The sequence below is a fragment of the Anoxybacteroides rupiense genome (genome assembly GCF_014196195.1).
Classification (GTDB): Bacteria; Bacillota; Bacilli; order Bacillales; family Anoxybacillaceae; genus Anoxybacteroides; species Anoxybacteroides rupiense.
The window spans coordinates 1-24,368 of record NZ_JACIDF010000005.1; the positions used below are offsets into that span (position 1 = coordinate 1).

Here is a 24,368-nt window from a genome sequence, read left to right on the forward strand (position 1 = left end):
TCTAAGCGTGAAGCCCCCCTCAAGATGAGATTTCCCATTGCATAAGCAAGTAAGATCCCTCGAAGATGACGAGGTAGATAGGTCCGAGGTGGAAGCGTGGCGACACGTGCAGCTGACGGATACTAATCGATCGAGGACTTAACCAATACGAAAAGCGGAGCAAGCTCGCTTGCATCCATAGGGCGTTCAAGCTTCTGACGGACAAGTCAGGAGACTTGGACAGAAGAAGCGGAAACGACCGTAGGATGCAGCTTGCGGAACTAGACAATACGAAAAGCGGAGCTAGACATCAAGAAAAGCACCGCCTATCCTTTCTTCTCTGATCTGTTATCTAGTTTTGAAGGAGCCATCCTTCGAATAGTCTAGTGACGATGGCGGAGAGGTCACACCCGTTCCCATCCCGAACACGGAAGTTAAGCTCTCCAGCGCCGATGGTAGTTGGGGCTAACGCCCCTGCAAGAGTAGGACGTTGCTAGGCGGACAGAAGCTAGAGAACTGGTCAATCCGTTCTCTAATTTTTTTGTCCAATTAGATTTTGCGTTTTTATTAACGCCATTAAAATCCTCTCCCCCATAAAAAAGCACCGTGGAAAATAGGTGCCAAAATGAAGAAAAAGCGGCTAACCTTTTATAATGAAGAGGTTAGTCGCTTTTTTTATTCAGTCTTTTTTATGTCAATTCTCCTTTTTCGAACATCAGGAATTAAGCGATGCAGATGAATGATTAACAGTCCGTGATGATAGGTTGCCTCGATTCTCTCCTCTTTTATTGGGAAAGGAAGAGGAATCGTCTTTTCCCATGTTCCTTGAAAAATCCCTTCCTCCACGAGCTCAAACCCTTGAAAATGTAAATTAATCGTTGCTTTAATTTCTAATGCTCTATAATACGTATATAATTCGACATGCTCTATATCTTCTAAACCAGGCAAACAAACCACAATGAGTAGCTCATTCTCTGCTTTTTTGTATATATTCACTCCTGTCGTGTTCGTTGATTTTTCTGTAGCAGGGAGAAAAGATTGGAAACTCCCCCAAAAATCTTCGTTAAAAAAATTTTCCCAATGCTTCGTCCAGTCTGGAGGAAATGAACCGAATGGGCTTGTTTTCATGTTGTTTCTCCTTTCTTCTCCCTGTTTACTTAAGACTAAACAGAATTTTGTCTGGTGCCTTTCTTGCGTTCTTCTTAAATAGAAAAACCAGGAATCGTCACTTTTGCTATTTTATCATATGTCTCGGCTATAAATTGGTGAAACAAATAGAGAATCCGAACATTATTTTTTATTTTAAAAAAAACGTTCGATTCTGTGTTGACATCGTTACAAAAACATTGATAAGATAGTGGTAACTTGATAACATTCCCTCATATAATCTTGGGAATATGGCCCAAAAGTCTCTACCCAATAACCGTAAATTATTGGACTATGAGGGAAAGGATCGAATGGCTTTTTCGCCTTTTTTATGGCCGAATTATGCCCAGAACGGTGCTTTCCCTCAAATAAGGAACGCGCGTTCTGGGTTTTTCTATGGTAAAAACTAATGAGGTGAGAGCAAATGAACCCGCTTGTTGGTGTCATTATGGGAAGTCAATCGGATTGGGATACAATGAAGCATGCTTGTGATATATTATCGGAATTACACATTCCGTTTGAAAAAAAAGTGGTTTCTGCACACCGAACCCCTGACTACATGTTTGAGTATGCAGAATCTGCGGAAAAGAGAGGCATTAAAGTAATTATTGCCGGAGCCGGGGGAGCCGCACATCTACCTGGGATGGTAGCCGCAAAAACAACGTTGCCTGTTATCGGTGTGCCCATTCAATCAAAAACGTTAAATGGTTTAGATTCTCTTTTATCGATCGTACAAATGCCAGGAGGTGTGCCTGTTGCGACTGTTGCTATTGGAAAGGCAGGAGCGACGAATGCAGGCCTTTTAGCCGCGGCCATTCTTGGGGTTTTCGATTCCGAATATATGAATGCTTTAAAAGCGAGAAGAGAGCAAATTCGTAAAGAAGTATTAGAAAGCAGTGATGATCTTGAATAACCAGATGATCGTACCTGGACAAACCATTGGGATTATTGGAGGCGGACAGCTTGGTCGAATGATGGCTATTGCCGCTAAAGAAATGGGGTTCCGCATTGCCGTGCTTGACCCGATCGCCGATTCTCCGTGCGGTCAAGTAGCAGATATCGAAATTACGGGAGAATATAGCGATTTAAGTGCCATTCAAAAGCTGGCTGAGGTAAGCGATGTGATTACGTATGAATTTGAAAACATTGATGCGGCAGCGCTCGATTGGCTTGTCAGCCACTCCTATGTTCCACAAGGAAGCAAGCTGCTCATGATCACTCAAGATCGAGCTACAGAAAAACAAGCGATTGTGACAGCAGGACTTCCAGTTGCCCCTTATCAGGAGGTGCAAACAAAAGAAGAATTAGTGACGGCCGTTGATGCGATTGGCCTGCCGTGTGTGCTGAAAACATGCCGAGGCGGTTATGATGGCAAAGGGCAATTTGTGATTCGTTCCAAAAAGGATGTCCAAGCGGCTAGTTTGTTGCTGCAATCAGGCCATTGTGTGTTAGAAGGATGGGTTTCCTTTGAAAAAGAAGTCTCTGTCATTGTATCAAGAAATGGACTAGGAGATATGAAAGTATTTCCTGTTGCAGAAAATATCCATCTTGATAATATTTTGCACCAAACGATCGTTCCCGCACGAATGGCTGAGCACATCGCCCAAAAAGCCATCGCTTATGCAGAAAGACTTGCGACGTATTTTGAATTAGTCGGAACACTGGCAGTGGAAATGTTTTTAACCAGTGAAGGAGATATTTATATTAATGAGCTTGCCCCTAGACCGCACAACTCAGGTCATTATACAATTAATGCTTGTGTGACCTCTCAATTTCAGCAACATATTCGTGCCATCTGCAATTGGCCTTTAAGCGGTACAGAATTATTGAAGCCGGCTGTGATGGTCAATATTTTAGGCGAGCATCTCCAGCCAGTAATAGACCGCATTGCCGAAATGGCCGATATGCACCTTCATTTATATGGAAAAAAAGAGGCGAAGCACAAACGGAAGATGGGACATGTTACGCTGCTTGCTGAAAATGTGGATGCCGCACTGCAACGTATCGATGATTTGAAAATTTGGATGAAATGACAGATGTTTGAGTGCAGAAGGAGGAAAAAAAATGATCGAACGGTATACAAGACCGGAGATGGGAGCGATTTGGACGGAAGAAAATCGCTTTAAAGCATGGCTGGAAGTAGAGATTTTAGCTTGCGAGGCTTGGGCGGAGCTGGGAGTCATTCCAAAGGAAGACGTGGCGAAAATTCGCAAAAATGCTTCGTTCGATATCCAGCGCATTAAAGAAATTGAGGAAGAAACTCGTCACGATGTGGTTGCCTTTACCCGTGCGGTCTCCGAAACATTAGGAGAAGAACGAAAATGGGTGCATTATGGATTAACATCGACGGACGTTGTCGATACCGCTTTATCGTATTTACTGAAGCAGGCAAATGAAATTTTGCTTAAAGATTTAGAGTACTTTATTCAAGTATTAAAGGAAAAAGCACAAGAGCATAAATATACGGTCATGATGGGACGGACGCATGGGGTTCATGCAGAGCCGACAACGTTTGGGTTGAAATTAGCTCTTTGGTATGAGGAAATGAAGCGAAACTTAGAACGTTTCAAACAGGCTGCTGAAACGGTTCGAGTTGGGAAAATTTCCGGAGCTGTCGGAACGTATGCGAATATTGATCCTTTTGTTGAAAAGTATGTATGCGAAAAGCTTGGATTAGAGCCAGCACCTATTTCCACTCAGACTCTTCAGCGTGATCGCCATGCCCATTATATGGCGACATTGGCGCTCATTGCAACGTCCATCGAAAAATTTGCTGTTGAAATTCGTGGTTTGCAAAAGAGTGAAACACGTGAAGTGGAGGAGTTTTTTGCTAAGGGACAAAAGGGATCTTCTGCAATGCCGCATAAACGCAATCCAATCGGCTCTGAAAATATGACAGGGATGGCGCGTGTCATTCGCGGATATATGCTAACGGCTTACGAAAATGTGCCGCTTTGGCATGAACGCGATATTTCCCATTCGTCAGCTGAACGCATTATTTTGCCTGATGCCACCATCGCGTTGAACTATATGCTCAATCGCTTTGCTAATATTGTAAAAAACTTGACAGTATTCCCAGAAAATATGAAACGCAATATGGATCGCACGCTTGGATTGATTTATTCTCAACGCGTTTTGTTAGCGTTAATTGATAAAGGCATGGTACGTGAGGAAGCGTATGACTTAGTTCAGCCAAAAGCAATGGAAGCATGGGAGAAACAAGTTCCGTTCCGTTCGTTGGTTGAGGCAGACGAAGCGATCACACAGCGATTGACGAAAGAGGAAATCGATGATTGCTTTGATTACCATTATCATCTCAAGCACGTTGATACGATTTTTACGCGTCTCGGATTATAAGCAAAGCAGGTAAGGTTTTCCCTTACCTGCCCACAAGCCAAAAAATTCCTAATATTCTGTTTTGGGAGGCTTCTACCCATGGTCAAAAAATTAGAGCAGCTTTATGAAGGAAAAGCAAAAAAAGTGTATCGCACAGATGAAGAAGCGGTGTTTTGGATTGAATATAAGGATAGCGCCACGGCATTTAACGGAGAGAAAAAGGCAACTATTGCTGGAAAAGGACGTTTAAATAATGAAATTACCAGCTTATTATTTGCCAAATTGCATGAAGCCGGCGTCAATAATCATTTTATTCGTAAACTTTCGGAAACAGAGCAGCTTGTTAAAAAAGTAACGATTATTCCCCTTGAAGTTGTTGTCCGCAATTATGTCGCTGGAAGCCTTGCAAAGCGGCTTGGCATTGCCGAAGGAACAAGTTTGGAAAAACCGCTGATTGAGTTTTATTACAAAAATGATGAGCTTGGCGACCCTCTGTTGTTGGAAGACCATATTGCTATTTTAAAGCTAGCGACCTCAGAACAAATCGCCATATTAAAGGAGCAGGCTTTAAAGATCAATGAGATCCTCACCCGCCATTTTCACAACTGTCAGGTTCGATTAATTGATTTTAAATTAGAGTTTGGTTTTGATGCGGAAGGAAACATAATATTGGCGGATGAAATTTCGCCAGATACTTGTCGTCTATGGGATATGGAAACCAATGAAAAATTTGATAAAGATGTATTTCGACGCGATTTAGGAAACTTAACGGATGCCTATGAAGTGATTTTACAAAGATTAGGGGGACAAACAAAATGTACAAAGTAAAAGTATATGTCACATTGCGAGAAAACGTGCTAGATCCACAAGGAAGTGCGGTAAAAGGAGCGCTTCACAGCTTATCTTACCAAGAAGTACAAGATGTGCGGATTGGCAAGTTTATGGAGCTTATGATTGAAAAAAACGATCGCGATATTGAAGAAATTGTGCGCGATATGTGTGAAAAGCTATTAGCCAATACAGTGATTGAAGACTACCGGTATGAGATTGAGGAGGTAGTGGCGCAGTGAAATTTGCAGTGATTGTATTTCCGGGCTCCAACTGTGATGTTGATATGTACCATGCGATTAAGGATGAATTGGGAGAAGAGGTCGAGTATGTATGGCATGATGCCGACCATCTTGATGAGTTTGATGGAATTTTACTTCCGGGAGGCTTTTCATACGGAGACTATCTTCGTTCAGGGGCGATTGCCCGCTTTTCCAACGTGATGAAGGCGATCCAACAAGCGGCAGAAGCAGGGAAACCGATTTTAGGCGTATGTAATGGATTTCAAATTTTGTTGGAAGCCGGGCTTTTGCCAGGAGCAATGCGCCGCAATCACAGTCTAAAATTTATGTGCCGTCCAGTAGAGCTTCGCGTAGAAAATCATGAAACAATGTTTACTTCAATGTACGAGAAGGATGAAATGATTACGATCCCGATCGCCCATGGCGAAGGCAACTATTACTGCGATGAAGAGACGTTAAAGCAGCTGATCGATAATCGCCAAATTGTTTTTCGATACCATGGGGAAAATCCGAACGGCAGTTTAGCTGACATTGCCGGTATTATCAATGAAAAAGGCAATGTTCTAGGGATGATGCCTCATCCGGAGCGTGCAGTGGATGAGCTGCTCGGCAGCGCTGATGGTTTGAAGTTGTTTCAGTCAATTGTGAAATATTGGAGGGAAGCACATGTCGTTACTTCTTGAGCCAAGTCCGACAATGATTAAAGAAGAAAAATTATATCGTGAAATGGGATTAACAGATGAAGAGTTTGCAATGGTAGAACGCATTCTTGGGCGTTTGCCTAACTATACGGAAACCGGCATTTTTTCCGTGATGTGGTCGGAGCATTGCAGCTATAAAAACTCCAAGCTCGTTTTAAAAAAATTCCCGACTGAAGGCGATCATGTTTTGCAAGGGCCTGGTGAAGGAGCAGGGATTGTCGATATTGGTGACGGATTAGCCGTTGCGTTTAAAATTGAAAGCCATAACCATCCTTCTGCGATTGAACCGTACCAAGGCGCAGCAACTGGGGTTGGAGGAATTATTCGCGATGTCTTTTCCATGGGAGCTCGGCCGATCGCCTTGCTGAATTCATTGCGTTTTGGGGAGTTAACTTCTCCTCGTGTCAAATATTTATTTGAACATGTTGTCGCTGGCATTGCCGGATATGGAAACTGTGTTGGCATTCCGACCGTCGGCGGCGAGGTGCAATTTGACCGTGCTTACGACGGCAATCCGCTCGTCAATGCTATGTGTGTGGGATTGATTCGTCATGAGGATATTCAGCGCGGTGTAGCATCAGGTGTCGGCAACACGGTGATGTATGTTGGAGCTAAAACAGGGCGCGACGGCATTCATGGGGCCACCTTTGCTTCTGAAGAACTGACCGAAGAGTCTGAAGCAAAGCGCCCAGCGGTTCAAGTCGGAGATCCTTTTATGGAAAAATTGCTGCTGGAAGCTTGCTTAGAAGTCGTTCAGTCTGATGCGCTCGTTGGCATCCAAGACATGGGCGCTGCCGGGCTTACTAGTTCTTCTGCTGAAATGGCCAGCAAAGCCGGCTTTGGCATTGAAATGAATTTAGATCTTGTGCCACAGCGCGAAACAGGGATGACTCCGTACGAAATGATGCTTTCAGAATCGCAGGAACGGATGCTTCTTGTTGTGAAAAAGGGCCGCGAGCAAGAAATTTATGATTTGTTTGCTAAATACGGGCTTGAGGCCACTGCGATCGGAAAAGTAACGGATGACAAAATGCTTCGTCTTTATTTCCATGGCGAAGTGGTCGCTGAGGTTCCAGTCGATGCTTTAGCGAAAGATGCACCCGTGTATCATAAGCCGTCCAAAGAACCGGATTATTATCAAGAATTTCAACAAATCGATTATCTTCCGACGGTAGAGAACTATGAGGAAACACTGCTTTCATTGTTAGCGCAACCGACGATTGCGAGCAAGGAATGGGTATATGATCAATATGATTATATGGTGCGAACGAATACGGTAGTCGCGCCGGGATCAGATGCGGCGGTTGTGCGTATTCGCGGGACAAAAAAAGCATTGGCGATGACGACGGACTGCAACTCACGCTACATTTATTTAGATCCAGAGACAGGAGGAAAAATCGCCGTTGCGGAAGCGGCCCGGAATATTGTCTGCTCAGGCGCTAAGCCGCTAGCGATTACAGATTGTCTTAATTTTGGAAATCCTGAAAAACCAGAAATTTTTTGGCAGATTGAAAAAGCGGTCGATGGAATGAGCGAGGCGTGCCGTTTATTAAATGCACCGGTCATTAGCGGCAATGTATCGCTTTACAACGAAACGAATGGTGAAGCGGTGTACCCAACCCCTGTTGTCGGAATGGTCGGGCTCGTTGATGAATTGAGCCATATCACGACGCAAGCGTTCAAACAGTCTGGCGATTTCATTTATGTGATTGGAAAAGCAAAGCAGGAATTTGGCGGCAGTGAATTACAAAAATTATTAGAAGGCCGCATTTTCGGCAAAGCGCCAAGCATTGACTTGCATGTGGAGGCCGAGCGCCAGCAAGCGCTTTTAGCGGCGATTCGCGCCGGATTGGTTGCTTCCGCTCACGATGTATCTGAAGGCGGTTTGTCCGTAGCGTTAGCTGAATGTTTAATGAATGCGGATGGATTAGGAGCAAAGGTAAAGATCAGCGGCGATGCGGTTGCCGAATTATTCAGCGAAACACAATCGCGTTTTATTGTGTCCGTGAAAAAGGAACATCAGGCGGCCTTTGAACAGTTCATAGAAGCGACTTTGCTTGGAGAAGTCACTAGTGATGGGATGCTTCATATCGAGGCAGAAAGCGGTAAAACAGTTGTCCAGCTTTCGGTTACACAAATGAGAAGCGTGTGGAAAGGAGCTATTCCATGCTTGCTGAAATCAAAGGATTAAACGAAGAATGTGGAATTTTTGGGATTTGGGGACACGAGGAAGCGGCACAAGTCACTTATTATGGATTGCACAGCTTACAGCATCGCGGCCAAGAGGGGGCAGGGATTGTCGTTTCCGATGGTGAAACATTGAAGGGACATAAAGGTCTCGGGCTTGTGACGGAAGTATTTAGCGATGGCCAGCTACAGCAATTAAACGGAGCGGCAGCGATTGGGCATGTGCGCTATGCAACAGCAGGAGGCGGAGGCTACGAAAATGTTCAGCCTCTGCTATTCCGCTCGCAAAGCGGAAGCATTGCTTTAGCCCATAACGGCAATTTAGTCAACGCGGCTGAGCTTAAGCTCCGTCTTGAACAGCAAGGAAGCATTTTTCAAACGACTTCGGATACGGAAGTATTTGCTCATTTAATTCGTCGTAGCATGGCGCCAACGTTAAAGGAGCAAATCAAGGTGGCCCTCAACTATCTGGAAGGAGCATTCGCCTTCCTTTTGTTGACGGAAACAGAAATGTACATCGCTCTTGATCCGCAAGGATTCCGTCCGCTTTCCATCGGCCGTCTTGGCAATGCTTATGTCGTCGCTTCGGAAACGTGTGCGTTTGATGTAGTGGGAGCTGTGTACGAGCGCGAAGTAGAGCCTGGAGAACTGATTATCATTAACAAACACGGCATTTATGCAGAACGTTATGCGGAAAAACGCCCGCGCTCGATTTGCAGTATGGAATACATTTATTTTGCCCGTCCTGACAGCAATGTCGATGGGATCAATGTTCATACAGCCCGCAAAAATTTAGGAAAACGCTTGGCGCTTGAAGCGCCAGTCGATGCAGATGTTGTGACAGGTGTGCCTGATTCCAGCATTTCTGTCGCGATTGGTTATGCAGAGGTGACAGGAATTCCATATGAGCTAGGATTAATTAAAAATCGTTATGTAGGGCGGACGTTTATTCAACCGTCGCAGGCATTGCGTGAACAAGGCGTGAAAATGAAGTTATCTCCTGTCCGTGGAGTCGTAGCTGGCAAGCGGGTCGTCATGGTTGATGACTCGATTGTGCGCGGAACGACAAGCAGACGAATCGTCAACATGCTTCGAGAAGCTGGGGCGAAAGAGGTCCATGTTCGCATTAGCTCACCGCCTATTACTCATCCTTGTTTTTATGGAATTGATACGCCAACAAAAGAGGAACTCATTGCTTCCGCCCATTCGGTTGAAGAGATGCGGCAGATGATTGGCGCCGATTCGTTAGCATTTTTAAGCCATGAAGGATTGCTGGAAGCGATTGGGCGTTCGGCGAACGGCTCTCTGTTTCGCGGTCAATGCATGGCATGTTTTACCGGAGAATACCCAACTAATACATGCAGCCAGTTATTAGAGCAAACAGTTAAGCAATAAAGGAGGACTTAAAATGGCGGAGTCGTATAAGCGAGCGGGTGTCGACATTGAGGCTGGATATCAAGCGGTTTCGCTGATGAAAAAGCACGTACAAAAAACGAATCGGAAAGAAGTATTGGGCGGACTAGGCGGTTTTGGCGGCATGTTTGACCTATCGCAGCTCGGATATCGTGAACCTGTTCTTGTATCGGGAACAGATGGGGTTGGCACGAAATTAATGCTAGCTTTTATGATGGATGAGCATGATACCATTGGAATCGACTGTGTGGCAATGTGTGTCAATGATATTGTCGTTCAAGGCGCAGAACCGCTGTTTTTCCTTGACTATATCGCGTGCGGAAAAGCGGTGCCTGAAAAAATTGCGCAAATTGTTAAAGGTATTTCCGATGGCTGTGTGCAAGCGGGATGCGCCCTCATTGGCGGCGAAACAGCAGAAATGCCTGGAATGTATGGCGAAGAAGAATATGATGTGGCTGGATTTGTGGTGGGAGTAGCGGAGAAATCCCAACTTATCACGGGAGCAAACATTCAAGAAGGCGATGCGCTTATTGGGCTTGCTTCAAGCGGCATTCATAGCAACGGCTATTCGCTTGTGCGGAAGATTGTGCTTGAAGAAGCCCAACTTGACCTTCATAAAACGTATGAGGGATTCGCTGCTCCACTAGGTAAAGAGCTGCTAAAACCGACGCGCATTTATGTGAAGCCGTTGCTGGCAGTGATGAAAGAATTTGCGATCAAAGGCATGGCCCATATTACTGGGGGCGGCTTTGTTGAAAATATCCCTCGCATGCTGCCAAGCGGTTTTTGTGCCGAAATTGATTATGGCTCTTGGCCGATTCCGCCGATTTTCGATTTGCTTCAGGAGAAGGGACATCTGATGCGCCAGGAGATGTTCAATATTTTCAACATGGGGATCGGTCTAGTCATGGCGGTAGATAGCGAAATGATTCAACCGCTATTGGAACGTTTAGAACAGCTCGGAGAGAAGGCGTATCTGATCGGACGGGTGAAAAAAGGAGAAGGAGTTGTCTTTGCTGGAGGGAAAATGGAATGAAACGAATCGCTATTTTTGCATCTGGCAGCGGAACGAATTTTCAAGCGATTGTCGAGGCTGTCAAACAAAAAAGACTGCAAGCTGACATTGCTTTGCTTGTATGCGATCGCCCGGGAGCAAAGGTGATTGAGAGAGCGAAGAAAGAAGGGATCGCTACCTTTGTTTTTCATCCAAAAGATTATGCAGAAAAGGCCGAGTTTGAACGCGATATTTTAATGCGCTTAAAAGAAAAAGGGATTGAGTGGATCGTTTTAGCCGGTTATATGCGCCTAATTGGGCCAACGCTTTTATCGGCTTACGAGGGAAAAATGGTGAATATTCATCCTTCGCTTCTGCCTGCCTTCCCTGGAAAAGACGCAATCGGACAAGCGTATCGCGCCGGTGTGAAGGCAACGGGAGTGACGATTCATTATGTGGACGAAGGAATGGATACAGGACCGATTATTGAACAACGTGCCATTCCTATTTATGAAGGAGAATCGTTGGAGCAATTAGAAGCGAGAATTCATGAGCTGGAGCATCAGCTATATCCCGAAGTATTACAAACATTGTTTGAACATTGAGAGAAAGGATCGAACATGCATGAAAGCTCAACGTGCTTTAATAAGTGTTTCGAATAAAGAAGGTATCATTGCTTTCGCTAAGCGCTTGTCAGAATTGGGAATCGAAATCATTTCAACAGGTGGAACGAAGAAAGCTCTAGAGCAAGAAGGGATTCCGGTGATCAGCATTTCTGAGGTCACAGGATTTCCGGAAATTTTAGATGGGCGTGTGAAGACGCTGCACCCAATGATCCATGGCGGACTTTTAGCGATTCGCGATGATGAGCGCCATAGCAAGCAGCTTGATGAGCACCATATTCGACCAATTGACTTAGTCGTTGTGAATTTATATCCGTTCCAGCAAACGATCGCCAAGCCAGACGTTACATTTGCCGAGGCGATTGAAAATATCGACATTGGCGGTCCGACCATGCTTCGGGCGGCGGCGAAAAATCATCAATATGTAACGGTTGTTGTTGATCCGGCTGATTATGAAATCGTATTGCAGCAGCTCGAGGAAAATGGGGCGGTTTCTCATGATACGAATTTAAAATTGGCGGCGAAAGTATTCCGTCATACGGCCGCTTACGATGCCATGATTGCTGAGTATTTAACAAATTTCGCGGGGGAACGCTATCCAGAATCCTTGACCATGACCTTTACGAAAAAACAAGATTTACGCTATGGCGAAAATCCGCATCAACAAGCTGCTTTTTATCAAAAGCCGCTTGGCTCTATCTTTTCCATTGCGGCGGCTAAACAGCTGCATGGCAAGGAGCTATCCTATAACAATATTAATGATGCGAATGCGGCATTGCAAATTGTCAAAGAATTTGCTGAACCGGCCGCCGTTGCGGTTAAGCATATGAATCCGTGCGGAGTAGGAATCGGCGATACGATTTTGGCCGCTTTTACAAGAGCGTATGAAGCGGATCCAACTTCAATCTTTGGCGGAATTGTCGCCTTGAACCGAGAAGTGGACCGCGATACGGCATTAAAAATGCATGAAATTTTTCTTGAAATTATTATCGCTCCATCCTTCAGTGAAGAAGCCGTTGAAATTTTAACGCAGAAGAAAAATCTTCGCTTATTAACCATTGATTTTGCAGCGCAGCACAAAAATGAACCGTTTTTCGTGTCCGTGCATGGCGGCCTGCTTGTACAAGATGAAGATCGATACACATTGGACGATGCCGAGATAAAAATTGTCACGAAACGGCAGCCGACCGAAACGGAATGGGAAGATTTAAAGTTGGCATGGAAGGTGGTCAAGCATGTCAAGTCCAATGCGATTGTGCTCGCGAAAGACCATATGACAATCGGGGTCGGAGCAGGGCAAATGAATCGCGTGGGCGCAGCTAAAATTGCGATTGAACAAGCGGGTCATAAAGCGCAAGGAGCCGCTTTAGCCTCTGATGCATTTTTCCCGATGGATGATACAGTAGAAGCAGCAGCCAAAGCAGGAATCACCGCGATCATTCAGCCGGGCGGATCGATCCGCGATGAGGATTCCATCAAAAAGGCAGATGAATACGGCATTGCCATGGTCTTTACTGGCGTGCGCCATTTTAAGCATTAAGGAGTGAAGCAAATGAAAGTACTCGTAATCGGTCGTGGGGGACGGGAGCATGCGATCGTTTGGAAAGCGGCGCAAAGTCCGCTTGTGCAAAAGCTGTATGCCGCACCGGGGAATCCGGGAATGGCTCAAGCAGCCCAACTGATTCCCATCGATGAACAGGATATCGAAGCGCTTGTGCATTTTGCTAAAAACGAAAGAATCGATTTGACGATTGTCGGTCCAGAAGCACCGTTATTGAATGGAATTGTCGATCGCTTTGAAGAAGAAGGGCTACGTATTTTTGGACCGAAAAAGAAAGCCGCACTGATCGAGGGAAGTAAGGCGTTTGCAAAGGAATTGATGCAAAAATATGGCGTACCGACAGCGGAGTATCGCTCCTTTACTTCATATGAAGAGGCCAAAGCGTATGTGGAGGAAAAGGGAGCGCCGATTGTCATCAAAGCGGATGGACTGGCGGCTGGAAAAGGTGTTACTGTGGCGATGACGGAACAAGAGGCCTTAGCCGCTTTATATGATATGATGATCGAAAAGAAATTTGGGGCAGCAAGTGCGCAAGTCGTGGTTGAAGAGTTTTTAGAGGGGGAAGAGTTTTCGTTGATGGCTTTTGTCAACGGTGAAAAAGCTTACCCAATGGCGATCGCCCAGGATCATAAACGCGCCTTTGATAACGATGAGGGTCCGAATACAGGAGGAATGGGAGCGTACTCTCCTGTGCCGCAGATTTCTGCAGAAGTCGTGGAGCAAGCCATTGAGCAAATCATTCATCCCATCGCAAAAGCGCTTGTCGCAGAAGGAAATCCATTTACAGGCGTTTTGTATGCAGGGCTAATCGCAACCCCTCAAGGACCAAAAGTCATTGAATTCAATGCCCGTTTCGGTGATCCGGAGGCGCAAGTGGTGCTGCCCCGTTTAGAAACAGATTTGGTTGAGCTGCTGGTCGATTTACTGGAAGGGAAAGAGGCGGAGCCGAAGTGGTCTAATGAAGCGGTTGTTGGCGTCGTTTTAGCTTCTAAAGGCTATCCCGATGCATACGAAAAAGGAGCGCCGATTATCGGGCTGGACGCGTTGAAAGAAGACACACTTGTATTTCATGCTGGAACGAAGGTTGAAAATGGTATCGTATGCACAAATGGCGGTCGTGTGCTGCTCGTTGCGGCAAAAGGTGAGACGTTGCAAGCTGCGCAGCAAGAAGTGTATACGGAAATTTCTCATATCCAATGTGATCAATTATTTTATCGAAGCGATATTGGTCGCAAAGCTACCGCACGCGCTTTTTCTTCACATAAACAAAAGTAAGGGCGACAATGCTCCCGATTAAGGTAGCAAGCACAAATGACATATCGGTCATATATTCAAGCAGCATTATGAATTCTCTCCTTATCATGCATAGATTAGAGGGCTGGCTTATGAAAGTCAGCCCTATTTTTATCATTAGGTTGGGTTGTTTGCTGTTTCCTTTGTTTGTTCTTGCTTCCGGCATTTTTCGTACAATGCTGTGAGCGGACAGAAGCGTGTAATGCCCTCTGCCACTTTCATAGCGGCTAACCAAGCAATCACCATATAGGAATCGCGCCAAGGATGCTTGACCATTTTGGAAGTGGCCCAGGCAAGCATGGTTAATCCGCATGTTATTCGAATGAAGGCATTCAGGATGCCAATATTTACTTTGACCATATATTTCCTCCTCTTTTTTTGTTTGTGTAAATGACTTTAATACGGTAAAATGATCATATGGTACAATTTTGGAAAAAAAGGAACGGGGATGTATATATGGCCGAACAACGCTATCAATGGAACACCGAGCAGCTTCGCGAACAAATGGCGATCATTGATGGAAAGCGATCACCAGCAAAGTTGCTTACCAATGCGACGTATTTGCATTCATATTTACGTAAATGGGTAAGAGGTAATATTTGGATAAAACATGATCGCATTGTTTATGCGGGCGAGCGTTTGCCAAGCGATCTGGAACAGTGCGAAGTGATTGATTGCAGCGACTACTATTTAGTCCCTGGCTATATCGAACCACACGCCCATCCTTTTCAGTTATATAATCCCCAAACGTTTGCCGAATATGCAGCAAAGTTTGGTACGACAACGATCATCAATGATAACTTATTCCTTGTTTTGCAGCTCGCAAAAAAGAAAGCGTTTTCTTTTCTAAGGGATATGGAATCGTTACCGGCAACGATCTATTGGTGGTGCCGTTTGGATGGGCAGACAGAACTCGCTAAAGAAGATGATACTTTTTCTTATGCCATCATTAAAGAATGGCTTAAGCAAAAATCGGTCATACAGGCTGGCGAGTTAACAGGCTGGCCGAAGCTTCTTGCCGGAGATGATACGATGCTTCATTGGATTCAAGAGGCTAAAAGCATGAAAAAGCGAATTGAGGGACATTTTCCGGGAGCTTCAGAGAAAACGCTTACAAAAATGATGCTGGCTGGCACGGACTGCGACCATGAAGCCATGACAGGCAAAGAGGTATACCATAGGCTTTTGCACGGGTATACGGTTTCATTACGGTATTCATCGATTCGTCCGGATTTGCCGAAGCTGCTTGAAGAGATGAAAGAATTAGGGATTGAGCAATATGATCACATCATTTTTACAACAGATGGTTCACCGCCTTCATTTTATGAACACGGCATTGTTGATCAGATGATTCGCATCGCGATCCAAAAAGGGGTTCCTGTCATTGATGCGTATCATATGGCAACACTCAATGTGGCGCGCCATTATCATATGGAACATTTACACGGTACGATCACGACAGGACGGTTCGCCAATATTAACTTTTTGTGCGATAAGGAAGACCCGACGCCTGTAAGTGTGCTTTCAAAAGGGCAATGGATGCTGCGAGACGGAGATTTTGAAACGTGGGATCACGGTATCGACTGGCGAACGTATGGTATAGGTCCACTTCAATTGACTTGGCAATTGTCAATGGATGATTTACAATTTTCCATGCCTCTTGGAATGTATATGGAGAATTCGGTGATTATGCGCCCATATTCTGTATTAATTGACACTGCGCACGATGAATTGGCGGAGAGCCATGATGAGAGCTTTTTAATGCTTGTAGATCGTCAGGGGAGATGGCGTGTCAATACAGTGGTTAAGGGGTTTGCCACCCATGTGAAAGGATTGGTCAGCTCTTATTCTAATACCGGCGATATTTTATTAATTGGCAAAAGCAAGCGGGATATGCTAATGGCATTTCAGCGCATGTGTGAAATTGGCGGCGGAATTGTACTGGCTGAAAACGGGGAAATCATTCATGAAATTCCGCTTGTGCTGAACGGGATGATGTCCAATGAACGTGTCGACAGCCTGATCCGCGAAGAGAACAAGTTAAAGGAGCTATTAAAAGAACGAGGCTATCGCTTTGTTGATCCTATTTATTCTTTATTATTTTTTCAATCTACTCATTTGCCTTATATTCGCATTACGCAAAAAGGAATTTATGATGTCATGAATAAAACGGTACTCTTTCCGTCGATAATGCGTTAAAATATAAAAGAAAAAGGTTGTGTGAGGATTGAAGCGCTGGTTAATTGCCATAAGTGGAACATGTCTTCTGTTTAGCGGCTGTACAAAAGCCGAAAAAAAGGAACGTCAGCCTGCGACAGCTATAGAAACGCCACAGAAGGAACCGGAAAACGAGACTGGGCAACAACAGGTACTCTCGCCATTGACAGGGTTGCCTGCCAAACAGGACGCGAATCATCGTGTGGTAGGTGTGATGATTAACAACCATCCGGCGGCCCGCCCCCAATCAGGATTGCAGAAAGCGGATGTTGTATATGAGGTGCTGGCAGAAGGGGATATTACACGTTTTTTAGCCTTATATCAAAGCGAGTTCCCTGAAAAAGTGGGGCCGGTTCGCAGCGCTCGTGATTATTATATTGAGCTAAGCAAAGGATTTGACGCGCTCTATATTTGTCACGGCTGGAGCCCTGAGGCAAAAAGTATGCTGGAAGCTGGTGGAACAGATTATTTGAATGGGTTGTTTTATGACGGAACGCTCTTTAAAAGAGCTTCGTTCCGAAAGGCTCCACATAATTCGTATATTACATTTGCTAATATCGAAAAAGGAGCAAAAGAAAAAGGCTATTCTTTAGAAGAAACGGTAGAAGCGCTTCCTTTTTTCAAAAATGAAGCGCAAAGTGAACCAGCAGAGCAAGTGGATATTTCGTATTCCAAAAGATCGTATGCTCATGTTCAATATCAATACATTTCGGATAAAAAAGGCTACATCCGTTACAGCGGAGGAGAGCAAACGATCGATTATGATACACATGATCCTATTTTGGTTCAAAACGTGTTCATTGTTGCGGCAGTCCACACGATTGCGGATGAATATGGCCGGCGCGATATCGATTTGACCTCCGGTGGAGATGGATATTTATTTCAAAACGGCACCGTCAAGCGTGTGGAATGGAAAAATGTCAATGGGCGGTTGCTGCCGTATGATCATGGTGTGCCGGTCGGATTTACTCCGGGAAAGACTTGGATTAATGTTGTGCCATCACTTGATATGGTCCAATATCGTTAGTATAGTAAATGGAGGGTTGAATACTATATGCAAATTGATAAGCTGAGAGGCAGAGAAGTCGATCAATTGTTTCAAGCCATTCTTTCGCTTCGTGACTTAGAGGAATGCTATCGTTTTTTTGATGATTTATGCACGGTCAACGAAATTCAGTCGTTGGCCCAGCGCCTTGAAGTGGCCCGTATGCTCCGAGAAGGCTATACGTACCACAAAATCGAAACAGAAACGGGGGCTAGCACAGCCACTATCTCTCGTGTCAAACGATGTTTGAACTATGGAAGCGATGCTTATGAAATGGTGCTTGAACGTATTAAAGAAGAGCAAGCTGACGACTTCAAAGAAACGAATCATATAAAATGAAAGGAAGGAGCCTTGTTTTGGTGCTCCTTTTCTTTTTTGAAGAAGAGACATTGGATCTTATGCGGTCCTCGGCTCTTTTTTGTAATGGTATATATAGGTTTGCGATGAATAAGGCTTATAGGTTCATCCATCAGCTTAAGGATTTGTTATAATAAGATGATGGATAAAGAGTGTTTAATCATAACCAGACAAATGGTTGCTTGTTAGCAGTAGACAAAGCGAGATTCGTCGTTTTTGCCAATAAATCCCCACGTCTGATGACGGAGAAGTAAATGGAGGTTTTTCTATGTACGATATTCACCAGTGGCGTCACGTGTTTAAGCTGGATCCCCATAAAGAAATCAGCGAGGAGCATCTGGAACAAATTTGCGAATCTGGAACGGATGCAGTCATTGTCGGCGGAACGGATCATGTCACGCTCGAGAATGTCCTCGATCTAATGGCGCGCATTCGCCGATTTGCGGTTCCTTGCGTTTTAGAAATATCGAATATCGAATCTGTGACGCCCGGATTTGATTTATATTTCATCCCGACGGTTTTAAATAGCAGACAGACAAAGTGGATAGTCGATTTGCATCATGAGGCGATGAAGCAATTTGGGGAGCTTATGAATTGGGATGAAATGTTCATGGAGGGATATTGCATTTTAAACAAAAACTGCAAAGCGGCAATGCTTACGGAAGCGAAGACGGAGCTTTCTGACGAAGATATCGTCGCCTATGCATTAATAGCGGAAAAAATGTATCAACTGCCGATTTTTTATTTAGAGTACAGCGGAACTTATGGAAATGTAGAAACGGTACGCCGAGTGAAAGAGGCGCTGCATCATACGCGGCTATTTTACGGTGGCGGCATTGAAAGCCCAGAACAAGCAAAGGAAATGGCGCAATATGCGGATACGATTGTCGTCGGAAATGCGATATATCACGATTTGCCGAAAGCGTTAGAAACAGTGAAAGCTGTGAAACGAGAAATTGTCTGAACAGAAAAAATGTAGTAAAATAGAACAAATGTTTGTATGGTGGTGATAGAATTGAATTTCTTATCCAATAAGCTGCTTGCGAATTTGAATCCCGAGCAGCAAGCGGCCGTCAAAACGACGGAAGGGCCTTTATTGATCATGGCTGGAGCGGGAAGCGGAAAGACGCGCGTATTGACGCACCGTATTGCTTATTTGATGGCGGAAAAGCATGTTGCCCCTTGGAACATTTTAGCGATTACCTTTACAAATAAAGCAGCCCGTGAAATGAAGGAGAGGGTGCAATCGCTTGTCGGCGGAGCGGCGGAAGAGATTTGGATCTCGACGTTTCATTCGATGTGCGTGCGCATTTTGCGGCGCGATATCGACCGTATTGGCATTAATCGCAACTTTTCTATTTTAGATGCGACCGATCAGCTTTCAGTGCTCAAAACGATTTTAAATGATAAAAATATCGATCCGAAAAAATTTGATCCGCGTGCCATTTTAGGAACGATCAGCAGCGCTAAAAACGAGCTGCTTTCTCCGGAGAAATTTGCTAAAAAAGCAGCTACTTATTATGAAAAAGTGGTAAGCGATGTGTATACCGAATATCAACAGCGTCTTCTGCGCAACCATTCTCTTGATTTTGACGACCTAATTATGGTGACGATTCAGCTGTTTGAACGCGTGCCGGAAGTGCTTGAGCATTATCAATATAAATTTCAGTATATTCATATTGACGAATATCAGGATACGAACAGAGCGCAGTATATGCTTGTTAAAATGCTGGCCGCGAGATTTCAGAATTTATGCGTTGTCGGTGATTCCGATCAATCGATTTATCGCTGGCGTGGAGCGGACATTCAAAATATCTTATCATTTGAAACGGACTATCCCAATGCCAAAGTAGTACTTCTTGAACAAAATTATCGTTCGACCAAGCGCATCTTACAAGCGGCGAACAAGGTCATTGAAAATAACTACAACCGCAAGCCAAAAAGATTATGGACCGAAAATCCGGAAGGAAAAAAAATCGCCTATTATGAGGCGATGAGCGAATCAGATGAAGCGCAATTTGTCGCTGGTAAAATTAAAGAGTATGTGGACAGCAGCAAGCGCCGCTATTCGGATTTCGCCATATTGTATCGCACGAATGCCCAATCGCGGATGATGGAGGAAGTGTTGATTAAATCGAATATTCCTTATCAAATCGTCGGCGGCTTAAAGTTCTATGACCGAAAAGAAATTAAAGATATTTTGGCGTATTTGCGTTTGATCGCCAATCCAAATGACGATATTAGTTTGACGAGAATTATCAATGTGCCAAAGCGCGGTATCGGCGCTTCATCGCTTGATAAAATTGCAAGCTACGCTTCCGCATACGGTCTTTCGATGTTTCAGGCGCTTGGCGAGCTTGAGCATATGGGGATTAGTGCGCGCATTGCCGCTTCGTTGCATGAATTTCGTCGGCAAATAGAGCATTGGGGGCAGCTGCAAGAATATGTATCTGTTACGGAGTTGGTAGAGGATGTTTTAGAGAAGTCGGGGTACCGCGAGATGCTTGAAGCGGAAAAAACATTGGAAGCGCAAAGCCGGCTTGAGAATATTGATGAATTTTTATCCGTAACCAAACATTTTGAAAATGTAAGTGAAGATAAATCGCTCATCGCCTTTTTAACGGATCTTGCTTTAGTGGCTGACATTGACCAGTTAAACAATGAAGAGGAAACAGACAAGGAAGCCGTTGTGCTTATGACGCTTCACTCGGCAAAGGGGTTAGAATTCCCTGTCGTTTTTTTGATCGGCATGGAAGAAGGCATTTTTCCACATAGCCGCTCACTCGACGATGAAGAGGAAATGGAAGAAGAGCGGCGCTTGGCCTATGTCGGCATTACCCGCGCCGAAGAGGAATTGTTTTTAACAAGCGCCCAAATGCGCACCCTGTTCGGCCGAACGAATGTGAATCCAGCTTCGCGCTTTATCGGGGAAATTCCTGATGAATTAGTCGAACAGGTGAATAAAACGAAGCGTTGGCCAGCAAGCGAACAAGCGAGAACGAAGTCCGTTCGTTTAGCTGCGGTGCCGACAGCGACAGGAGGAGAAGCGGTCGCTTGGAAGGTAGGCGATAAAGCAGAGCATAAAAAGTGGGGAATCGGAACCGTTGTGAGCGTGCGCGGAGACGGAGACGACAAAGAGCTGGATATCGCTTTCCAAAGTCCGATTGGAATTAAGCGATTATTAGCTAAATTTGCCCCGATTACGAAGGTCTAGAGAAAGGATGAACGAACAATGGATCGACAAACAGCTATTGGGCGCATTGAGGAGCTTCGCCGTCTTTTAGATCAATATAACTATGAGTATTACGTATTGGATCGACCATCGGTGCCTGATGCTGAATATGACCGGCTGATGCAGGAGCTCATCGCTCTTGAAGAGGCGCATCCTGATTTAAAAACGAAAGACTCTCCTTCCCAGCGTGTAGGCGGACAAGCGTTAGATGCTTTCCAAAAAGTGGAGCATCGTGCTCCGATGCTAAGTCTTGCCAATGCTTTTAATGAAGGAGATTTGCGGGAGTTTGACCGCCGCGTTCGTCAAGAAGTTGGCGATGATGTCGCGTATGTATGTGAACTGAAAATCGACGGACTTGCTGTTTCCTTGCGCTATGAGGATGGCTATTTTGCTCAAGGGGCTACACGGGGCGATGGAATAACAGGAGAGGACATCACCGAAAATTTAAAAACCATTCGTTCGCTCCCGTTGCGGCTGCAGCAACCTGTCACGTTAGAGGCGCGCGGTGAAGCCTATATGCCGAAAAGATCGTTTGAGCGATTAAATGAACAGCGCCGCCAGCGCGGCGAGGAACTGTTTGCCAACCCGCGCAATGCAGCCGCTGGATCGTTGCGTCAGCTTGATCCAAAAATTGCGGCCTCTCGCCATTTAGACATGTTTATTTATGGTTTAGCTAATGCAGAGGAAATGGGAATCGATTCGCACAGTGAGGCGCTTGATTATTTGCAACGGCTTGGATTTAAAACCAATCCGGAGCGGCGGAGATGTGCGAATATGGAAGAAGTAATTGAATTTATAAAGGAATGGAATGGGAAACGTCCGCAGCTTTCCTATGAGATTGATGGCATTGTGATTAAAGTGGATTCATTTGAACAGCAGGAACAGCTCGGCGCAACGGCTAAAAGCCCTCGTTGGGCGATCGCTTACAAATTTCCAGCCGAAGAAGTAGTCACAAAGCTGCTTGGCATTGAATTAAGCGTCGGCCGTACGGGAGTGGTCACGCCAACCGCGCTTTTAGAGCCAGTTCGCGTTGCTGGCACAACGGTGCAGAGAGCTTCGCTTCATAATGAAGATTTGATTCGAGCGAAGGATATTATGATTGGCGACGCCGTCGTTGTCAAAAAAGCAGGTGACATTATTCCTGAAATTGTAAATGTTTTGCCTGAAAGGCGAACGGGAGACGAAATTCCTTTTGCAATGCCGACCCATTGTCCAGAATGTAAAAGCGAGCTTGTCCGCTTAGAAGGAGAGGTGGCGCTTCGCTGTTTAAACCCAAAATGTCCAGCCCAAATTCGCGAAGGTTTAATCCATTTTGTTTCCCGACAGGCGATGAACATTGAGGGACTTGGCGAAAAGGTGATTGCTCAATTGTTTCAACAAGGGCTTGTACATGACGTGGCCGATTTGTATACATTAACAAAAGAGCAGCTCGTTCCTTTGGAGCGGATGGGCGAAAAGTCTGCCGCGAATTTGCTTGCAGCGATTGAAGCGTCAAAGCAAAATTCGCTGGAACGTCTTTTGTTCGGACTTGGCATTCGCCATGTCGGAGCGAAAGCGGCGAAAGTACTTGCCGAGCATTTTGAAACAATGGAACGTCTTGAGTCGGCTACGCAGGAAGATTTGCTGGAGATTCACGAAATCGGCGAAAAAATGGCCGATTCCATTGTCACTTATTTTTCGCGGCAGGAAGTAAAAGAACTGTTGAATGAGCTCCGTTCTTATGGAGTGAATATGACTTACAAAGGAACAAAATCAGTAAAAGCAGTTGAAGGAACGTCTTATTTTTCTGGAAAAACGGTCGTATTAACCGGCAAGCTGGAAGCATTATCGCGCAGTGAAGCGAAAGAAAGGATCGAACAGCTTGGCGGCAACGTGACGGGAAGCGTCAGCAAAAAGACCGATTTAGTCATTGCCGGTGCAGAAGCCGGATCGAAATTAACGAAAGCGCAGCAGCTCCATATTGAAATTTGGAATGAAGCGCGCTTTCTTCAAGAACTTGAGCGGCAGGTGTAAGGACCATGAAAAAAATGGCGATATTATCTATAGCAATGATGTTCTTGCTATCGGCTTGTGCTCCGAAATTTGGCCAAGAAGAAGTCGTACAACAAAAAGATAATAAACAGCAAAAAGCTGTGATTCCAAAATACAATATTTCTGATTCGTACTATCGAATGATTTTGCCATTTAAGCCTTCGGAAGCGAGAGGACTTGTGGTGGAGGATTTGAATACACGTTTGGATGTGGACGAGTTTGAAACGGGCTTGATGCGTGTAGCTCAAGATCGTTTCTCACCGCAGGACTATTTATTTCAAGAAGGGCAATATTTGGACAAAAAAACGATTCAGAGCTGGCTTAAGAGGAAAAGCGAAGATGATAAGGGCTTGAATCCGGCGCTAGGCAACAAAGGAACCAATGAAGAAAAAAATACAAAAAGTCCGATTTATTTGGCCAATATTTTAGAGCATGATTATTTAATGAAAAACGATAATAATAAAGTAAAGCTTGGCGGTATTGTTTTAGGACTCGCCTTAAATTCCGTCCATTATTATGAGACGGAGCAGGGATATCCGCGCGAGGTGCAAATCGAGGATGGCGTCATTGAAAAAGAAGGCAAGCGACTGGCTTCTGAAATATTGTCGCGGGTTCGTCAGATTAAAGGATTAGAAAGCGTGCCGATTACCATTGCCTTATTTAAGCAACAGCCGCAATCGGCGATTATTCCAGGCCATTTCTTTGCCGTGACGAATGTAGACGAGGGAAGCACGACGATCGACAAATGGGAAAAAATTAATGAAGAATACACTTTATTTCCATCAGATGACGCGGAAAAAAATCACCGCGAAGATTTAATGAAGTTTTTAAATTTTAAATCCGATATCGAAGACTTTTTTCCAAATTATACAGGCGTCATCGGCAAAGCATTTTATGTAGACGATCAGCTTCAGCAGCTGACGGTCAATATTCCGATGCAATTTTATGGCAAGGGAGAGGTCATTGCGTTTACGCAATATGTAACGGGGCTTGTGATGGAGCAATTCCCGGATTATATCACGGTCAATGTCTATATTTCGTCTGTTAACGGCCCGGAAAGCATTATCATCCGCGAAGCGAAGGCCGAACAGCCATTTGTCCATATATATCAATAGACGGAAAACGATAGCGATTGAATAAGTTTTTATTATCCGTTAGAATGATAGATGTGGGTTGTAAACGT

The 24,368-nt window shown here is 44.8% G+C and carries 22 protein-coding genes, 2 rRNA genes and 1 riboswitch; of the genes, 21 read left to right on the forward strand and 3 right to left on the reverse strand.

What is annotated here, in order from left to right; translation table 11 throughout:
- Positions 1 to 146, forward strand: a 23S ribosomal RNA gene (locus GGQ95_RS09800); the annotation flags it as partial.
- A 215-nt stretch (positions 147 to 361) separates the two neighbouring features.
- Positions 362 to 478 (forward strand): 5S ribosomal RNA (gene rrf / locus GGQ95_RS09805).
- Positions 479 to 654: 176 nt separating this feature from the next.
- Here rrf and GGQ95_RS09810 read toward each other — a convergent pair.
- Complete coding sequence (locus GGQ95_RS09810; protein WP_066148383.1) at positions 655 to 1,107, reverse strand: Hsp20/alpha crystallin family protein; 453 nt, start codon at positions 1,105 to 1,107, stop codon at positions 655 to 657.
- A 231-nt stretch (positions 1,108 to 1,338) separates the two neighbouring features.
- Positions 1,339 to 1,440, forward strand: a riboswitch (purine riboswitch).
- Between the two features lie 109 nt (positions 1,441 to 1,549).
- Between GGQ95_RS09810 and purE the strand changes: the two genes are divergently transcribed.
- The 12 genes from purE (at position 1,550) to purD (ending at position 14,285) form a co-directional block, all read left to right on the forward strand.
- A complete protein-coding gene (gene purE, locus GGQ95_RS09815) occupies positions 1,550 to 2,038 on the forward strand; it encodes a 5-(carboxyamino)imidazole ribonucleotide mutase (RefSeq protein WP_183186683.1) in 489 nt (162 codons plus the stop codon).
- Positions 2,025 to 3,158, forward strand: coding sequence for a 5-(carboxyamino)imidazole ribonucleotide synthase (gene purK / locus GGQ95_RS09820; protein WP_183186750.1), 1,134 nt, complete (start codon positions 2,025 to 2,027; stop codon positions 3,156 to 3,158). The genes purE and purK overlap by 14 nt, the downstream gene beginning before the upstream one ends.
- A 31-nt stretch (positions 3,159 to 3,189) precedes the next feature.
- Positions 3,190 to 4,482, forward strand: a complete 1,293-nt coding sequence (gene purB, locus GGQ95_RS09825) for an adenylosuccinate lyase (RefSeq protein WP_183186684.1) — start codon at positions 3,190 to 3,192, stop codon at positions 4,480 to 4,482.
- A gap of 78 nt (positions 4,483 to 4,560) precedes the next feature.
- Positions 4,561 to 5,289, forward strand: a complete 729-nt coding sequence (gene purC, locus GGQ95_RS09830; RefSeq protein WP_183186685.1) for a phosphoribosylaminoimidazolesuccinocarboxamide synthase — start codon at positions 4,561 to 4,563, stop codon at positions 5,287 to 5,289.
- The gene (gene purS / locus GGQ95_RS09835; protein ID WP_044741330.1) at positions 5,277 to 5,531 is read left to right on the forward strand and encodes a phosphoribosylformylglycinamidine synthase subunit PurS; all 255 of its coding nucleotides are present in this window, start codon (positions 5,277 to 5,279) and stop codon (positions 5,529 to 5,531) included. The genes purC and purS overlap by 13 nt, the downstream gene beginning before the upstream one ends.
- Positions 5,528 to 6,214, forward strand: coding sequence for a phosphoribosylformylglycinamidine synthase subunit PurQ (purQ, locus tag GGQ95_RS09840; protein ID WP_044741331.1), 687 nt, complete (start codon positions 5,528 to 5,530; stop codon positions 6,212 to 6,214). Before purS ends, purQ begins: the two co-directional genes overlap by 4 nt.
- Positions 6,198 to 8,423: a phosphoribosylformylglycinamidine synthase subunit PurL gene (gene purL, locus GGQ95_RS09845; RefSeq protein ID WP_183186686.1), complete on the forward strand. Its 2,226-nt coding sequence runs from the start codon at positions 6,198 to 6,200 to the stop codon at positions 8,421 to 8,423. Before purQ ends, purL begins: the two co-directional genes overlap by 17 nt.
- Positions 8,399 to 9,814, forward strand: coding sequence for an amidophosphoribosyltransferase (gene purF, locus GGQ95_RS09850; protein WP_066148396.1), 1,416 nt, complete (start codon positions 8,399 to 8,401; stop codon positions 9,812 to 9,814). The genes purL and purF overlap by 25 nt, the downstream gene beginning before the upstream one ends.
- 13 nt (positions 9,815 to 9,827) lie before the next feature.
- Positions 9,828 to 10,868: a phosphoribosylformylglycinamidine cyclo-ligase gene (gene purM, locus GGQ95_RS09855; protein ID WP_183186687.1), complete on the forward strand. Its 1,041-nt coding sequence runs from the start codon at positions 9,828 to 9,830 to the stop codon at positions 10,866 to 10,868.
- Positions 10,865 to 11,431, forward strand: coding sequence for a phosphoribosylglycinamide formyltransferase (gene purN, locus GGQ95_RS09860; protein WP_066148397.1), 567 nt, complete (start codon positions 10,865 to 10,867; stop codon positions 11,429 to 11,431). Before purM ends, purN begins: the two co-directional genes overlap by 4 nt.
- A 19-nt stretch (positions 11,432 to 11,450) precedes the next feature.
- Positions 11,451 to 12,989 carry a bifunctional phosphoribosylaminoimidazolecarboxamide formyltransferase/IMP cyclohydrolase gene (purH, locus tag GGQ95_RS09865; RefSeq protein ID WP_080859671.1) on the forward strand — a complete coding sequence of 513 codons (1,539 nt, stop codon included), beginning with the start codon at positions 11,451 to 11,453 and terminating at the stop codon, positions 12,987 to 12,989.
- Positions 12,990 to 13,001: 12 nt separating this feature from the next.
- Complete coding sequence (gene purD / locus GGQ95_RS09870) at positions 13,002 to 14,285, forward strand: phosphoribosylamine--glycine ligase (protein WP_159719250.1); 1,284 nt, start codon at positions 13,002 to 13,004, stop codon at positions 14,283 to 14,285.
- Here the strand turns inward: purD and GGQ95_RS18840 are convergent.
- Positions 14,248 to 14,469: an EYxxD motif small membrane protein gene (locus GGQ95_RS18840; protein ID WP_370514181.1), complete on the reverse strand. Its 222-nt coding sequence runs from the start codon at positions 14,467 to 14,469 to the stop codon at positions 14,248 to 14,250. The genes purD and GGQ95_RS18840 overlap by 38 nt on opposite strands.
- On the reverse strand, positions 14,421 to 14,663 hold the full coding sequence (locus tag GGQ95_RS09875; protein ID WP_080859668.1) for a YgaP family membrane protein: 243 nt from the start codon (positions 14,661 to 14,663) through the stop codon (positions 14,421 to 14,423). The genes GGQ95_RS18840 and GGQ95_RS09875 overlap by 49 nt, the downstream gene beginning before the upstream one ends.
- A gap of 96 nt (positions 14,664 to 14,759) precedes the next feature.
- Between GGQ95_RS09875 and GGQ95_RS09880 the strand changes: the two genes are divergently transcribed.
- From GGQ95_RS09880 to GGQ95_RS09910, 7 genes are all read left to right on the forward strand, one after another.
- Complete coding sequence (locus GGQ95_RS09880; protein ID WP_183186688.1) at positions 14,760 to 16,502, forward strand: adenine deaminase C-terminal domain-containing protein; 1,743 nt, start codon at positions 14,760 to 14,762, stop codon at positions 16,500 to 16,502.
- A gap of 28 nt (positions 16,503 to 16,530) precedes the next feature.
- Positions 16,531 to 17,547, forward strand: coding sequence for a DUF3048 domain-containing protein (locus GGQ95_RS09885; protein ID WP_044741339.1), 1,017 nt, complete (start codon positions 16,531 to 16,533; stop codon positions 17,545 to 17,547).
- A gap of 27 nt (positions 17,548 to 17,574) precedes the next feature.
- The gene (locus GGQ95_RS09890; RefSeq protein ID WP_044741340.1) at positions 17,575 to 17,904 is read left to right on the forward strand and encodes a YerC/YecD family TrpR-related protein; all 330 of its coding nucleotides are present in this window, start codon (positions 17,575 to 17,577) and stop codon (positions 17,902 to 17,904) included.
- Positions 17,905 to 18,190: 286 nt separating this feature from the next.
- Positions 18,191 to 18,886, forward strand: coding sequence for a heptaprenylglyceryl phosphate synthase (pcrB, locus tag GGQ95_RS09895; RefSeq protein WP_159719252.1), 696 nt, complete (start codon positions 18,191 to 18,193; stop codon positions 18,884 to 18,886).
- Between the two features lie 51 nt (positions 18,887 to 18,937).
- Positions 18,938 to 21,136: a DNA helicase PcrA gene (gene pcrA / locus GGQ95_RS09900; RefSeq protein ID WP_183186689.1), complete on the forward strand. Its 2,199-nt coding sequence runs from the start codon at positions 18,938 to 18,940 to the stop codon at positions 21,134 to 21,136.
- An 18-nt stretch (positions 21,137 to 21,154) separates the two neighbouring features.
- On the forward strand, positions 21,155 to 23,167 hold the full coding sequence (ligA, locus tag GGQ95_RS09905) for an NAD-dependent DNA ligase LigA (RefSeq protein ID WP_159719254.1): 2,013 nt from the start codon (positions 21,155 to 21,157) through the stop codon (positions 23,165 to 23,167).
- A 5-nt stretch (positions 23,168 to 23,172) separates the two neighbouring features.
- Complete coding sequence (locus tag GGQ95_RS09910) at positions 23,173 to 24,300, forward strand: CamS family sex pheromone protein (protein WP_080859656.1); 1,128 nt, start codon at positions 23,173 to 23,175, stop codon at positions 24,298 to 24,300.
- The last annotated feature ends 68 nt before the right edge of the window (positions 24,301 to 24,368 follow it).

Coding starts and splice junctions, on each gene's coding strand:
- GGQ95_RS09810 (WP_066148383.1), bottom strand. CDS start 1,107: ATGAAAACAAGCCCATTCGGTTCATTTCCTCCAGACTGGACGAAGCAT.
- purE (WP_183186683.1), top strand. CDS start 1,550: ATGAACCCGCTTGTTGGTGTCATTATGGGAAGTCAATCGGATTGGGAT.
- purK (WP_183186750.1), top strand. CDS start 2,025: ATGATCTTGAATAACCAGATGATCGTACCTGGACAAACCATTGGGATT.
- purB (WP_183186684.1), top strand. CDS start 3,190: ATGATCGAACGGTATACAAGACCGGAGATGGGAGCGATTTGGACGGAA.
- purC (WP_183186685.1), top strand. CDS start 4,561: ATGGTCAAAAAATTAGAGCAGCTTTATGAAGGAAAAGCAAAAAAAGTG.
- purS (WP_044741330.1), top strand. CDS start 5,277: ATGTACAAAGTAAAAGTATATGTCACATTGCGAGAAAACGTGCTAGAT.
- purL (WP_183186686.1), top strand. CDS start 6,198: ATGTCGTTACTTCTTGAGCCAAGTCCGACAATGATTAAAGAAGAAAAA.
- purF (WP_066148396.1), top strand. CDS start 8,399: ATGCTTGCTGAAATCAAAGGATTAAACGAAGAATGTGGAATTTTTGGG.
- purM (WP_183186687.1), top strand. CDS start 9,828: ATGGCGGAGTCGTATAAGCGAGCGGGTGTCGACATTGAGGCTGGATAT.
- purN (WP_066148397.1), top strand. CDS start 10,865: ATGAAACGAATCGCTATTTTTGCATCTGGCAGCGGAACGAATTTTCAA.
- purH (WP_080859671.1), top strand. CDS start 11,451: ATGAAAGCTCAACGTGCTTTAATAAGTGTTTCGAATAAAGAAGGTATC.
- purD (WP_159719250.1), top strand. CDS start 13,002: ATGAAAGTACTCGTAATCGGTCGTGGGGGACGGGAGCATGCGATCGTT.
- GGQ95_RS18840 (WP_370514181.1), bottom strand. CDS start 14,469: ATGCCGGAAGCAAGAACAAACAAAGGAAACAGCAAACAACCCAACCTA.
- GGQ95_RS09875 (WP_080859668.1), bottom strand. CDS start 14,663: ATGGTCAAAGTAAATATTGGCATCCTGAATGCCTTCATTCGAATAACA.
- GGQ95_RS09880 (WP_183186688.1), top strand. CDS start 14,760: ATGGCCGAACAACGCTATCAATGGAACACCGAGCAGCTTCGCGAACAA.
- GGQ95_RS09890 (WP_044741340.1), top strand. CDS start 17,575: ATGCAAATTGATAAGCTGAGAGGCAGAGAAGTCGATCAATTGTTTCAA.
- pcrB (WP_159719252.1), top strand. CDS start 18,191: ATGTACGATATTCACCAGTGGCGTCACGTGTTTAAGCTGGATCCCCAT.
- ligA (WP_159719254.1), top strand. CDS start 21,155: ATGGATCGACAAACAGCTATTGGGCGCATTGAGGAGCTTCGCCGTCTT.
- GGQ95_RS09910 (WP_080859656.1), top strand. CDS start 23,173: ATGAAAAAAATGGCGATATTATCTATAGCAATGATGTTCTTGCTATCG.